This window comes from Phytomonospora sp. NPDC050363 (genome assembly GCF_040655735.1).
Lineage (GTDB): Bacteria > Actinomycetota > Actinomycetes > Mycobacteriales > Micromonosporaceae > Phytomonospora.
The window spans coordinates 53,531-67,101 of record NZ_JBFAKK010000013.1; the positions used below are offsets into that span (position 1 = coordinate 53,531).

Consider the following 13,571-nt stretch of genomic DNA (forward strand, 5'->3'; position numbering starts at 1 on the left):
CGCGCCATGGCTACGAAGCAAGAGGAGAACGGCGGTTCGGCCCGGATCGTCGACGTCGACTTCACCCCGGCACCGGCCGACGAGCTCAACAGCGTCTCGGTGATCCCGTGGTCGGACGTCAAGGAGGCCGCCGACTTGATCGTGCAGGCCGCGATCACGGCGAGGGTCGCCGAGATCCACCAGGCGGACGTGCTCAACGAGGGCCCGACCGTCGGCGACGCGCAGCGTTACCGCGAGATGGTCAACGACGCCGACTTCGACTGGATCGGCGAGAAGTTCCAGTACTTCTACGAGCGCTGGCCGGCTTTCGCCGGTGGCATCGCCTCGTCCCTTCAGGAGGCGAAGCAGTCGCTCCTGTCGGGCCGCATGACGCCCATCAACAACGTCGCCGACGTCACCGACGCCTGGGCCGGCGAGGCGCAGCACGACTTCAAGTCCTACTTCCTCAACCCGATGCTGACCCAGGCGGTGAGCAATCAGCAGCTCATGTTCGACGAGCTGACCGTCGCGATGCAGGCCTACGAGAGCATCCTGCGGCAGTGCCGCCACGACGCCGTCGCCATCGCCAGGGAGACGATCAAGGTGCTCGACAGCATCACCGACAAGACTCCCGAGGACGTGCAGGTGACCCTCGGCGTCCTCGGCGTGGCCGTCGGCGTGGTCGCGACCGTCGCATCTGGAGGGACGGCGACCGGACTCACGCTGGGGCTCATCGGATCCGGGATCTCGGCGGTGAGCACGGGCGTCAGCGCCGCCCAGAACATCAACGGCGACACCGTCGAGTCGGTGATGTCGCAGCTGCGGACCACCCTCGACGACCTCAAGGAGGCCATGGACAACGAGGAGCAGGCCATCGCCGACGGTCTCGCCGAGACCGAGACGAAGCTGCAGGGCTGGCTGTCCTCCTCCGACCCCCTCACCGTCGGCACGATCCTGGCCAACGAGCCCAACGACGACGGCACCACCGACATCTCCGACGGTCACGTGCCGCCGGAGTCCGAGTTCGGCCCGAAGCGGTGACCATCCGCCGGTCGACGCGAGCGGCGGGCGTCCTGCTCGCGTTGTCCCCCTTGCTGTTCGCCTCGGCGTGCGGGGGCCGGCCGAGTCTGCCCCCGGACCCCGAGCCGCCGGCCACGACGCTCACCGAACCCTTGCGCGCCTTGGGTTCGGCCTCCGACGGAGGTGCCGCGCAGCTGGCCGAGACCGCCTTCACCGTCGTCGATCCCTCCCACAACGGCGGCGTCGACGTGGCCTGGGCCGGGGAGGTGGCCAACACCAGCGCCACCGACCTGCTCGTCTACGTCAACCTCGAACTCACCTGGACCGACGGCGACGGCAGCACCCATGTCGAGCCGTGGGAGGGGTTCTTCGACGTCCTGCCCGGCGCGACGGCCGTCAAGGGCCGCGTCATGACGCTGGACTTCGTGCCGACGGCCCTCGACGTCACGATCGCCGACCAGAGGTGGCGTCCCGTCGCCGACCTGACCGCGCGGAGCATCACCGTCGGCGCCGAGGTGACCTCCTCGCGCGTCGAGAAGGGCGCCGACGAGGTCGGCGTCGAAGCCGAGGTCGTCTCCTCCTACTCCGCCGACAGCGGCAACGCCCAGCTCCTGCTGGTCTTCCGCGACGCCGGGGGAAAGCTCCTCGGCGCCGCCGAGGCCGAGGACGTGACCGGCCTGACCGCCGGGGCGCACACCGTCGACGGCGACATCCCCCTGCGCTGGTGGCCCGACAAGGCCGACGCGGCCGAGAGCGGCGCGGCGCTCGTGCGCGTGTGCTGCAACTGGATGGACGGGATCTGACACGTGGGGGAAGTCGCCGACCGCCTCGCCGCCCTGACCGTCCGCGTGAGCTCGCCCGACGGGAACGTCCGCGCCACCGTCAAGGCCGGGCTCCTCGAGTCGGTGAGGTTTCGGCCGGGCGCCTACGCCGACTACACCGAGGACGGCCTCGCCTGGCAGATCGGGCGCGCCGCGACGCTCCTCTATGTCGGGCACGAGCGCGGTGTCGCCCAGATCATGCGCGAGGCCGGCCTCAACCGCCGCAAGGACCCCGCGCAGGCCCGCGACGAAGCCGAACGCCGCTACCTGGAGAAGGTGTTCACCATCCCCGCGACCGCCACGGGCCCGCGCGGGCAGGTGCGGCTGAGCACCGTCGGCATGCTCAGCTGGGCGTGCCGGATCAAGACCGGCGCGCTGGCCTTGCTGCGCGAGGACGAGTTCGTCGCGGAGGCCGGCGCGACGGCCGGCGAGATCCTGCGCCGCACCGCCTATGAGGCCGCGCTGCTCAAGGACGAGTGCTTCGGCCTGAACCTGCCCGACCTCGCCGAGGAGCGGCGCCGCCGGCGGGAGCGGGCGGGGCGGGGTTGAGCGGGGCCTACGCGTCCTCGTGGCCCGACGACATACACGACCATGAATACACATGGTGATCACTCCATCGCAGCCGTGCATACTGGGACAGGTCCGTGCCCCACCCGCGCGCCGCGAGGGAGCCCATGACCCTTGGCCGTCTGCCCACAAGCCTGTTCGTCTTCACCACCGGCGCCCTCGCCGACATCAACACCGCGATCCTGACCGCCTTCGGTGAAGCCAACGACCGCCTCGACACCGCCCTCAGCCGCGATGAGGTCCGCGCCCTCCTCCGTGAGGTCGGATGGTTCGATCCCATCGAGGACGCCGAACTGGCCAAGCGACTGACCGCACTCGAAAACTGGGAACTGCTCGACCCGGTGCAGGACGGCGGCCACAACTACCGCACCGCCGAGGAGTACGAGCGCAATAACCTCCGGTACTCCCTCACCAAGCAGGGCGAGGCCGCGATCGCCGCCCTCGAACGAGCACACGAGATCCTCAGCTCCGCCGGCGCCCTCCAGACCTCTGTCCTCGATGCGATCGCCGACCGCCTCGACGACCTCTACAAAATGCACACCGGCACCGTCCTCGATCGCCGGATCTACACCGCCGTCACCGAACTGGAAGGCCACCTGGAGGCACTGCGCACCAACACGCAGCAGTTCAACGGCCAGCTCCAGCGACTCTTGCGTCCCCAGGAGACCGATGTCGAGGTGTTTCGGGCCGTCAAGTCGGCCACCGTCTCCTACCTCCAGGAGTTCTGCGCCGACCTCGACAAACTCGCCGAACGTATCCGCCTCGCCCTGGCCCGCGTGGAGGAACAGGGCGCCGAGGACCTGCACCGCCGCGCGCTCGCCGGAGCGGAGCTGCCGCCGACGATTGGAACGGCCGGACGAGACGACTGGCTGGCACAGCGACGACGCAGGTGGGCCGGGCTGCGCACTTGGTTCGGCGGCGGCGACCCGAGGGTCCGCCAGCTGCACGACCTGGCCCGCAAGGCGATCATCACTCTTCTCAACGTTCTGGAACGTTTCGAGATGGAACGGCGGCGGGCCTCCAGCACCGTGGCCGACCTGCGAACGCTCGCGCGCTGGTTCGCCCAGACCGACACCGAGTCCGAGGCTCACCTGCTGTTCGGCGCGGCCTTCGGCCTCACCTCCGCCCGGCACGCCCACCTCCACCACGACGACCCCGAACGCCATTCCCCCACCGAACGCTGGGACCAGTCCCCAGTACCCGTCTCGGCGACACTGCGCACCTCCGGGCGGGTCGCCCACCAGGGACGGCCCGCCAATGTGCGCGACACGGCCGCGATCCGGCGCAAACGCCGCGCGGAGGCCGCCATCGAACGCGCGCAGGTGGAGGCCGCCTGGCGGCTGCTGCACACCGGTGGTGAGGTGCGGCTCTCCGACGTCGGCCGCCTTCCGGCCGATGGCTTCTCCCGCTTCCTGGAACTACTCGGACTCGCGCTGGAGAGCAAGCCCGGCCCCGACCGGTCCCGCCGCGCCTCCACAAGTGACGGACGTACCTGGGTCCGGTTGCGGCCCACCGGAGACGACCGGGTCGCCGTACTGGTGACCGACCGGGGTGAACTGCGGGGACCGGACTGGTTTCTCACGATCGGCGGCAGCGGGGAATGAGCAACGCCAAGAACCTGTTCGCCCAGGACGAGCATCGCGACTTCACCCGTGCCGTCCGGATGCTCCTGCGGCACCCGCTGCTGACCGCCGCCGCCCAGCCCGAGGCCTTCGCGCTCGTCCGGCGAGCCAGGGAAGGGCTGGAGCAGTACTTCAAGGTCAACTGCGATTGGCGCCTCGACGTCGACCCGCGTGCCGGATACGCGCGGCTGCACAAGATCCGCCCTCCGGACCCGAGGCGCCCGCTGCGGCGCGCACGGGCTACGAAGGCGCCCTACGACCGGTTGCGGTACATCGTCCTGTGTGTGACGGCCGCCGAGCTGTTGAACCGGCCGGTGACCACCATCGGCATCCTCGCCGACCAGCTCGCTCACACCTTCGCCACCGACACGGCGCTGCCGTCTTTCGATACGGCCGAACGTGGCGACCGGGCAGCCCTGGTAGACGTCCTGAAGACTTTCGAGGATCTCGGCGCCCTCGTCCTGCTCGACGGCACCGCGGACGGATACCTCGACTCCTCCACGGCGAAGGCACTGCTCAAAGCCGAACCCGCGATGCTCATGAACCTTCTCGCCGCGCCCCAGGCTCCGACCCGTGTAGCGGCCTCCGACGCGGCCGAACGTGTCCACGGTCTGCTGTGGGAGCCGCGTCAAGAACTGTCCGATGAGGACACCGAGGCGATTCGTGTCCGGCGCAACCAGCGGTCCCGGCACCGTTTGATGCGTCGGCTCCTGGAGGATCCGGTCGTTCACTACGAGCGGATCACCGAGGACGAACTCACCTATCTGCGCTCGTCCGGCGGCCGCAGGACCATAGGCCAGGCGGCTGCAAACGCGGGGATGGTGCTGGAGGAACGTGCTGATGGAGTCATGTTCGTCGACCCCGACGCCCTGTCCACCGACGACACCTTTCCCGACACCGGTACCGCAAAGCAGACCGCGCTGCTGCTCCTGGACCGGCTGACCACAACCGGGACCCTGACCCGGGAGGAACTGCACGCCCATCTCGCCGACCGCATGGCCGAGCACCCGAGATGGGCCAGGAGCTACCGGCCGGACGGCACCGCCCGGCTCTTGCGCGAGGCACTCGACGTCTTGGCCGCCTTCGAACTGATCGACGAATGCAACTCGGCGGCGATCCGGGCGCTTCCCGCCGCGCACCGCTACCGGCTCACCGAAGTGAAGACCACCACCGGCGAAGGAGACTCCGATGACTGAGACCTCACGGTGGCGCCCGACACGAGCCGGGATCCTCAACGTCTGGCGCTACTACGACGAGATCTTCACCTTCCACAAAGGACGGCTGCTCGTCCGCGGTCCCAACGGCAGCGGCAAGTCCAAGGCCCTGGAACTACTGCTTCCCTATCTCCTCGACGCCGACATCCGCGCCACCCGGCTGTCCACCTTCGGCACGAGGACCCGCACCATGCACTGGAACCTCATGGGCGAGGGCACCGAGGGGCAGACCCGCGTCGGATACCTGTGGCTGGAGTTCGGGAACGGTGACGGCGACTGGTTCACCTGCGGAGTCCGGCTCCAGGCCTCCAACCGTGACAGCAAGGTGAACCAGGACTACTTCACCGCCGACACCCGGATCGGCCTCGATGACGGGCCGTCGCTGAAGAACCCGACCGGTTCGCCGTTGAGCGTGCGGGAACTCAAGGCCCTCCTCGGCGATGGAGTATGCGAACGCGACGTGTACCGCGACCGGATCCGGCGCCGGCTGTTCGGCGAACTCAGCCCTTCGCGCTACGACTCCCTGATCAACGCGCTTCTGCAACTGCGGACGCCGAAGCTTTCCGAACGACTCGACCCCAAGGCCCTGTCGGTCCTGCTTTCCAAGGCCCTGCCTCCGCTCAAGGAGGACGAGATCGGCGAGCTCGCCGAGGGTTTCGAGCGCCTCGACCGGCACGGCGAGCGCATCAAGGGCCTGGAGACGCAGCTGGCGGCCGCCAAGAGTCTGCGGGATCGGCAGCGGGCCTACGCCCAGCGAATCCTCCGTGCCGCCTCAGCGGAGTTGGTGCGGGCGACGAACGACATGGACGCCGCCACCCGTGACACTCGGCTGGCAGGTGAAGGGCTCGGCAAGGTCACCGGGGAAATCGAGCGCCTCCTTGAGAATCGGGAGAGTGACGAGCGGCGGCAGGCCGAGTGCGAGGCGGCTGTCGTGGCGCTGAAGGACTCCGAGGACTACCGCGGCGGCGGTCGGCTCGACCGGCTTCGGGAGCAGTCCTCGAACGCCTTTCGCAAGGCCGCCGAGGAACGCGACCGGGCCGGGCGGCAGCGCTCGGCGGCAGACCGGGTCCGTGCGGAGCTGGGGACGGCGAAGTCATCGCTGACTCGGGCACAGGAGCAGGTCGCCGACCGGGCCGCGGCCGCCAGGCGGGCCGCCGAGACGGCGGGCCTGGAGCATGTCGTCGGGGAGATGGCCGGACAGCAGGGAACCGCCAGGCTTCTGCTGCGCGCGGCCGTCGACTCGCGCCTCGGTCAGGTTCGGGCGGTGGGGAAGGCTGTGGTGGCCCGGCGCAGCGCAGAGGAACTGCGCGCCTCTGCGGACAAGCGTGTTGACGACGACCGCCGTGACCTGGAGGCGGCGTACCAAGCACTGCAACGGGCTCGCTCCGAGCGCGACGCCGAGAGCGAGTCGTATGGCGACCGCCTTGTCGCGTGGACTGGTGCCTGCACACTACTGCGCTTTGATGAGAGTGAGGTCACCGAGCTACGCGACGCCGTCGGCGACGACGGAGGAGTTCGCACGGTCGCTCACCGGGTGGCGCAGCGGGCGGTCGCGGAGGCCGCTACCGAAACGGCGACGGCCGAGCGCCGTCGTGTCGAACTCCAGGCCGACCGCGCCGCCACCCAGGCCGGCCTGGATGACCTGATGCGGACCAAGACAGTGGCTCCGTCCGTCCCACCGACCCGTTCAGCGGAACGCGGTGGACGTCCAGGGGCCCCGCTGTGGCGGTTGGTGGCGTTCCGCGATGACGTTCCGGCGTCCGTGCAGGCTGGGGTGGAATCCGCGCTGGAGGCGTCCGGGCTTCTGGACGCCTGGCTCGATCCGGCCGGAACCGCCCGCGTCGAAGGTCACGACACCTTCGCGGTGCCGCTCGGCACTACACCGGCGACATCGCTCGCCGAGATCCTTACCGTCGAAGAAGAACCTGCCGTCGACGCCGAACGGGTCCGGGCGGTACTCGCCGGGATCGCCTATGGGCCCAGTGCCCCCGAAGCGGCCAGCGGCATCGGCGCCGACGGAACCTGGCGTCTGGGCAGCGCCCACGGAAGTTGGGCGAAGTCGCAACCTCAGTACATCGGGGCGAGCGCGCGTGAGCGCCATCGCGCGGCCCGCGTCGCCGAGCTTCGAGAGCACTTGGCGGTCCTCGACACCGCGCTGTCCGCTGCCACGGTGGTGCTGGACGAGCTGGCGGCTCGGCGTGAACGACTGGACGCCGAGCAACGCGCGATACCTTCCGGCAGCCGCCTCGCGGAACTGACCAGGTCCGCCGAGCAGGCCGCGCAGACCCGGGCCGAGCGCGAGCGGGCGGTCGCGGCGAGCCGGGACCGGGTCACCGAGGCGGAGGGCGGACTCCGGGCGGCTCATGCCCGGGTCGACATGCTCGCCGCAGAGCACGGACTTCCTGCCGAGGAACCCGGTCTCGATTCCGTTCGCACCGCTGTGCAGCGCTTCGGTGATCTTGCCGGGGAGTGGCTTGAGGCCGCGGCTCGCGCCGCCGACGCCACCGTGCGCCGCGATACGGCCGCCGGCCACGTCAGCGAGGCCGAGACCTTGCAACGGGAGCTCGACGCGAGCGCCCGCGAGGCCGCGATCGAGGCCGCTGAGCTGGCAGAGCAGGTCGCGCAGCTCGATGCGACCGTCGGCGCCACCGTGCGGGAGATCGAAGCGCGTATCGCCGGGTTGCGCGAGGAGTCCGGACGCCTCAAAGGTGCGATCCGGCTCGCCACCGAACGGCATGTGCGGCTCAGTGCCACCCAGGCGACGTTCAAGGCGAACCTCGACGCCGCCGACAAGCGGCGTCACGACACCACCGAGACTCGGGACGCGGTTGCCGCGCGGTTCCGCGACCTGCTCGGCGGTGCTCTGCGTGAAGATGCCAGGCTGGACATCCGCGTCGACACCGACGACCGGGTCAAGGCGACCCTCCAAGCGGCCCGCGACGTCGCGGTGAAGCTGGAGAAGACCCCGCACCGGGTGGACGACCTCAGCGCCGCCCATGAACGCCTGCGCGACACCGTCCACGAGTTGCGCCCCAGCCTCAGCGGCCACGCCGACCTGGAGTTTCGGCCCGACGGCGAGGTCCAGCACCTCGTGGTGACCGCCGACGGCGTCCGCATGAGCGCGACAGCCCTCTTCGATCGGCTCGACGCCGAGCGACGCCGTGCGAAAGAAGAACTGACCGAGGAGGAGCGGGAACTGTTCGAGCAGATCCTCACCGGCCAGACCCGTGGAAACCTCGCCGAACGCATTCGCGAGGCCGACCAGCAGGTCAAGGACATGAACGCGCGACTGGAGAAGGTGCGCACGGCGTCCAACGTGGCCGTGAAGCTCGTGTGGAAGATGCGCGCTGACCTGGAGGCCGGGGCCAAGCAGGCCCGCGAACTGCTGCTCAAGAATCCCGGCACCCTCACCCAGGACCAGAACCAGGCTCTACGAGACTTCCTTCGTCACCGGGTGGACTCCATGCGGGAGTCCGACGATCCCCTGCCGTGGCACGACCAGCTGCGGCGGGTCTTCGACTACACGCAGTGGCACGAGTTCGAGGTGCAGCTCGACCGGGGCGCGGGCTGGGTGAAGCTGAGCAAGTCCCTTCACGACGCCCTGTCCGGCGGGGAGAAGGCCATCGCCCTGCACCTGCCGCTGTTCGCGGCCGTCGCCGTGCATTACCAGAGCTCCCCGTCCTCCCCGAGGTTCATCCTCCTCGACGAGGTCTTCGTCGGCGTGGACCGTAAGAACCGCGGCCAGGTCTTCGCCCTCATGTCGTCGATGGACCTCGACATGGCGCTGACCTCCGATCATGAGTGGTGCGAATACCCCGAGCTCGACGGCATCGCCGTGCACACCATCCTGGGCGCCGACGACACCGACGACGCGGTGACGACGATGCGTTACACCTGGGACGGACACGGGCTCGTCGCCGAAGACGAGGAGGAGGGGGTGTTGTTCTGAGTTACCGCTGGCTCGACGAGCCCGGCCTGCGAAGGCTCTGGAATGAGGCGCACCGTCGCTTGTCGTCGGGGCAGAAGGTCACTTCCGTCCGCCTGACCGGCCTCACCGAGGTCGAGCGCCACGCCATCTCGGACCTGCTCGGTAAGTCCATGCTGGTCCCCGGGGAGTTCACCGTGCGATTGGCCGCGATCGAGGCCGTCACGCGTGCCGAGGTCGCCGACATCGTGACCGAACTGGTGGGCCCGTTGCGGGACGAGGCCGCTGAACGGGCGCGTCGGCGTCTGGAACGCGACGCGCTGTGGGAATGGCTCACCGATCATCCGCAGATCGTCGGCCAGCCGGCGCTGCGCACCTGGGCGGAGGCGATCCGCGCCGGCGGCGTTCTCGGTTCGATGGCGGAGACCCGGACCGTTCTCAAGCAGGTTCTGGCGGTGCTCTCGGCGCTCCCGTCCGACGGAGTTCCCTTGCCGTTGTTCGCGGAGACGGTTCTCGGGGACACCCACGCCCTCGACAACGGCCGTGTGCAGGCACTCGCGCTGCGAGCCGTGGCCGCCTTGACATCGAGTCCTGAGCCGGTGGACGCAGAGACCCGACGGGCGGCGTGGGCCTCCGTCGGAGTGGACTGCGACGAGCTTTCCACCACCGTCTTGTCGTTCGGGCTCCCCTTGGAAGGACAGTGCCCTCTCGTCCGCGCCATGGCGGAGTGGTCCTCGGCCGGTCACGCGAGTGTCCTGACGCTTGCCCAGCTGCGCGTCACCGATCGGTTGCGGCTCCGCGAGGGAGCCGTGGTCCATGTGGTGGAGAACCCGTCGCTGATGAGTCTTGCCACTCGACGATTCGGTCCAGCCTGCCCGCCACTTGTGTGCACGGCCGGATGGCCCAACGGTGCGGGGATAAGACTGCTGCGGATGCTCGCCGACGCGGGGGCCTTGCTGAGGTACCACGGAGACTTCGATCCCGCGGGCCTGCGCATCACCGCGTACGTCATGGCCAAGACAGGGGCTCAGCCTTGGCGCATGTCGGCTGACGACTACCGGGCCGCAGCCGGCGCCGCCCGTGGAAGCTTCACGGCCGTCGAGGTACCCGGAACACCGTGGGATCCGGAGTTGGCGCAGGCGATGCGGGAAACGCGACGAACGGTCAGCGAGGAGAGGGTGGCGGACGTCCTGCTCAACGAGCTCGCCGCGTTCACCCTGAGGCCCAGCCCACGTACTGGCTTCGCGGACGACGTGTCATCCTCGAAGACGTGACCGGACCTCTGACGCTGGGCGAATACGTCGTCGACCCCCCTGTGGTGCTCGCACCCATGGCGGGGATCACCAACGTGGCCTTCCGTCAGCTGTGCGCGGAGCAGGGGGCCGGCATCTACACGTGCGAGATGGTGATGACGCGGGCGCTCATCGAGCGCAACCCGAAGACGACGCGGATGGTCGCGTTCGGTCCCAACGAGTCGCCGCGCAGCCTCCAGCTCTACGGTGTGGATCCCGTCACGGTTCGCAAGGCGGTCGAGATGGTCGTCGACGAGGGCCTGGCCGATCACATCGACATGAACTTCGGTTGCCCGGTGCCGCGTGTCACCAAGAAGGGCGGCGGCTCGGCGATCCCCTATAAGCGGCGGCTGTTCGAGCAGATCGTGAGCGCCGCGGTCGGCGCTGCCGGCGACGTCCCCGTCACGGTGAAGATGCGCAAGGGCATCGACGACGACCTGCTCACCTACCTCGACGCCGGGCGCATCGCCCAGGACGCGGGGGTGGCGTGGGTGGCCCTGCACGCGCGGACGGCGGCGCAGCGGTACTCGGGTGCCGCCGACTGGGACGCGATCGCCGCGCTCAAGGGGCACCTCGACGTCCCGGTCCTCGGCAACGGGGACATCTGGGAGGCGACCGACGCGCTGCGGATGGTCGACGAGACCGGCTGTGACGGCGTGGTCGTCGGGCGCGGTTGCCTGGGGCGGCCGTGGCTGTTCGCCGACCTCGCCAACGCCTTCGCCGCCCGCGCCGAAGGCCGTGACCCCCGGCCGGACGAGCGGGTCCTTCCCGACCTGTCCGAGGTCGCCGGGATCATGCGCCGGCACGCCGAACTGCTCGTGGCCTGGTACGCCGACGCCGGCGACCCGCCCGAGGACGGCACGACCCTGCGGCCCGAGAAGCGCCGCAGGATCAGCGCCGAGGAGCACGGCTGCACCGACTTCCGCAAGCACGTCGCCTGGTACCTCAAGGGCTTCGGCGTCGGCGGCGAACTGCGCCGCTCGATGGCCATGATCTCCTCCCTCGCCGAGCTCGACGACCTGCTCGGCAGGCTCGACGACCAGCCCTTCCCGACGGCGATCCTCGGCCAGTCGCGAGGGCGCGTGAACTCCCCGGCGCGCGTCCAGCTCCCCGAGGGCTGGCTCGACGACCCCGAAGACGACACCGTCCCCTCCGGCGCCGACCTGGAGCACTCGGGCGGCTGACGCTCAGCCGTCGAAGAGCATCCGCTGGAAGGCAGCCGCGGCGGCGTCGACGGCCTCGCGGTCGCCGGTCAGCAGCAGGTCGAGAATGAGCCCGCGCGTGGTGGCCAGGGCCAGCCGCGCCCGCGCGCTCGCCTCTTCGGGGGAGTGCCCGGCGGCGGCGAGCAGCTCGGTGAGCGGCGGGAGCCAGGCGTCGACGACGGCACCGCCGAAGTCGGCGGCCCAGTCGGGGGAGTGCAGCGCCAGCGCGTAGACCTCGAAGAAGAGGCGCTCGGCGGGCGCGAGGCCGGGCGAGGTCACGCGCCGCCAGAACGCCTCGGCCGACTCCGCCTTCTCGCTCGCCGAGGTCAGCGCGGCCAGCGCGGTGCGCTGCTCGGCCTCGACGCGGCCGACGACGGCGGCGAGCAGGCCCTCTCGCGAGCCGAAGTGGTAGATCAGCATGCGGTGGCTGGTTCCGGCGCCGGCGGCTATCTGGCGCAGGCTGTTGTCGCGAAAGCCGTTGGCGCGCAGGAACTCGACGCAGCGGTCGAGCAGGACGTCAGCGGGACTCACCGGCGGCCTTCAGCCCGGCGGCCTCCAGGGCCAGGTAGCGGCGGGTCTTGGCGCCCATGAGCAGTCCGGCGAGCCAGGCGAGAGGGCCGGTCTGGTCGATGCCGACCTCGATGCGGGTTCCCGTGTCGGTCGGGTGCAGGGCGTGGCGGCCGACGGTGCGCACGCCGGGCGAGCGGGCCTCCCAGTCGAAGTACTCGCCCTCGACCAGCGTCTTGACGGTCCAGACGAGGGCGGGCATGCCCGGCTGCTCCAGGCGGTAGCGGCGGCCGACGGCGAGTTCGGGACCGTCGAACGGGGTGACGGAGGTGATGGAGGTGGTCCAGTTCGGCCAGTCGGCGACGTCGGTGAGCACCGTCCAGCACCGTCGGGGTGAGGCGGTGGTGGCGGCGGAGGCGGTGAGGTGCATGTACCAAATGGTACATGCGTGGCGTGGGTGTCGCCGCCGCGATCCCCGCTGCTAGACCTCGCAGTCCAGCGTGAACCGATGCACCCCGTCCTCGTTCGCGATCGTCCCCTCGCCGGTGATGCCCGCGAGTCCGTCGGCTCCCGACCCGGCGACGATGCGCCAGGTCAGCGACTGGTCCTCGCCCTCGGCGCGGGCCTCGTGCTGGAGCACGAAGGAGCCGGTACGGCCGGCGATGGTGCCGGTGAACTTCTCAAGGCCGACGTAGGCGCGCAGGCTCTCGTCGGGGCTGGCGAAGGTGAGGATCTCGGTGAGACTGGTCCCGCCCGCGAGGTCGCCGTGGAAGGTCTTGGTGATGCGGACGCGGGCGAGCTGGGCGCCCGGGGTGTCGTCGACGGTGGCCGGCTCCCAGCCGGTGAGGTCGAAGGTTCCGGTCAGGTGCGGCATCGGCGTACTCCCTTGATCGACTCGGTCTTCAGGGAGTCTAGGAAACCGGCTCCGGCAACCCGCACGACCGGGAGCGCCCGGCGCTCGCGGATGAGGTCGAGGGCGAACTAAGCAATCAGGAGGCCGACTCCCAGCGCCAGCGCGCCCGCTGCGAGCGATGCCGCGCCCAGCATGAGGATCACGATCGCCTTGTTGGGTTGGGTGCGGCCCTTGCCCGCCGAGGCGGCGAAGAAGCCGCCCGACATGAGAATCGCCGCGACGGGAACGCCGAGGCGGGCGATCCACGCGACGGGGCCGGTGAGGGTCGTGGAGACCATGAGCACCTGCGTCACCAGGCCGAGGATCACCAGCACGCCGGCGTGGGCGTGCCCGGCTCTGGCGAAGGACTTCTGGAAGTCGGTCATGGGTACCTGGCCGCGCACGATCTTGGTCATGAAGTAGCCGCCGAACTCGATCGTGACGATCGTCAGCAGCATGACGCCGGAGAGGATCCGGCCGGTGTCGTCGAGCATTTTCCCTCACCCAATCTTGTCAATGTCAAGTTAACG

At 69.9% G+C, this 13,571-nt stretch carries 12 protein-coding genes; 8 read left to right on the forward strand and 4 right to left on the reverse strand.

Annotation, left to right across the window (positions count from 1 at the left end):
* The first annotated feature begins 6 nt into the window (after window positions 1-6).
* The 8 genes from AB0I28_RS29800 to dusB all read left to right on the forward strand — a co-directional run bounded on the left by AB0I28_RS29800 (window position 7) and on the right by dusB (window position 11,624).
* On the forward strand, window positions 7-1,020 hold the full coding sequence (locus AB0I28_RS29800) for a hypothetical protein (RefSeq protein WP_357498882.1): 1,014 nt from the start codon (window positions 7-9) through the stop codon (window positions 1,018-1,020).
* Entirely contained in the window at window positions 1,017-1,802 is a 786-nt protein-coding gene (locus tag AB0I28_RS29805) for a hypothetical protein (RefSeq protein ID WP_357498884.1), read from the forward strand. Before AB0I28_RS29800 ends, AB0I28_RS29805 begins: the two co-directional genes overlap by 4 nt.
* Window positions 1,803-1,805: 3 nt before the next feature.
* Window positions 1,806-2,369 (forward strand): hypothetical protein, encoded by a 564-nt coding sequence (locus tag AB0I28_RS29810; RefSeq protein ID WP_357498886.1) that lies wholly within the window; start codon window positions 1,806-1,808, stop codon window positions 2,367-2,369.
* Window positions 2,370-2,494: 125 nt separating this feature from the next.
* Window positions 2,495-3,991: a TIGR02677 family protein gene (locus AB0I28_RS29815; protein WP_357498888.1), complete on the forward strand. Its 1,497-nt coding sequence runs from the start codon at window positions 2,495-2,497 to the stop codon at window positions 3,989-3,991.
* Window positions 3,988-5,205: a TIGR02678 family protein gene (locus AB0I28_RS29820; protein WP_357498890.1), complete on the forward strand. Its 1,218-nt coding sequence runs from the start codon at window positions 3,988-3,990 to the stop codon at window positions 5,203-5,205. The genes AB0I28_RS29815 and AB0I28_RS29820 overlap by 4 nt, the downstream gene beginning before the upstream one ends.
* Window positions 5,198-9,172 (forward strand): TIGR02680 family protein, encoded by a 3,975-nt coding sequence (locus AB0I28_RS29825; RefSeq protein WP_357498892.1) that lies wholly within the window; start codon window positions 5,198-5,200, stop codon window positions 9,170-9,172. The genes AB0I28_RS29820 and AB0I28_RS29825 overlap by 8 nt, the downstream gene beginning before the upstream one ends.
* A 59-nt stretch (window positions 9,173-9,231) precedes the next feature.
* Complete coding sequence (locus tag AB0I28_RS29830; protein WP_357498894.1) at window positions 9,232-10,422, forward strand: TIGR02679 family protein; 1,191 nt, start codon at window positions 9,232-9,234, stop codon at window positions 10,420-10,422.
* Window positions 10,419-11,624 (forward strand): tRNA dihydrouridine synthase DusB, encoded by a 1,206-nt coding sequence (dusB, locus tag AB0I28_RS29835; protein WP_357498896.1) that lies wholly within the window; start codon window positions 10,419-10,421, stop codon window positions 11,622-11,624. The genes AB0I28_RS29830 and dusB overlap by 4 nt, the downstream gene beginning before the upstream one ends.
* A gap of 3 nt (window positions 11,625-11,627) precedes the next feature.
* Here dusB and AB0I28_RS29840 read toward each other — a convergent pair whose 3' ends face one another.
* The 4 genes from AB0I28_RS29840 to AB0I28_RS29855 form a co-directional block, all read right to left on the reverse strand.
* Window positions 11,628-12,173 carry a TetR/AcrR family transcriptional regulator gene (locus AB0I28_RS29840; RefSeq protein WP_357498898.1) on the reverse strand — a complete coding sequence of 182 codons (546 nt, stop codon included), beginning with the start codon at window positions 12,171-12,173 and terminating at the stop codon, window positions 11,628-11,630.
* Window positions 12,160-12,579 carry an SRPBCC family protein gene (locus tag AB0I28_RS29845; protein ID WP_357498900.1) on the reverse strand — a complete coding sequence of 140 codons (420 nt, stop codon included), beginning with the start codon at window positions 12,577-12,579 and terminating at the stop codon, window positions 12,160-12,162. Before AB0I28_RS29845 ends, AB0I28_RS29840 begins: the two co-directional genes overlap by 14 nt.
* Window positions 12,580-12,630: 51 nt before the next feature.
* Window positions 12,631-13,023, reverse strand: a complete 393-nt coding sequence (locus tag AB0I28_RS29850; RefSeq protein ID WP_357498902.1) for a DUF3224 domain-containing protein — start codon at window positions 13,021-13,023, stop codon at window positions 12,631-12,633.
* A gap of 107 nt (window positions 13,024-13,130) precedes the next feature.
* Window positions 13,131-13,535 carry a hypothetical protein gene (locus AB0I28_RS29855; protein WP_357498904.1) on the reverse strand — a complete coding sequence of 135 codons (405 nt, stop codon included), beginning with the start codon at window positions 13,533-13,535 and terminating at the stop codon, window positions 13,131-13,133.
* Between the last annotated feature and the right edge of the window lie 36 nt (window positions 13,536-13,571).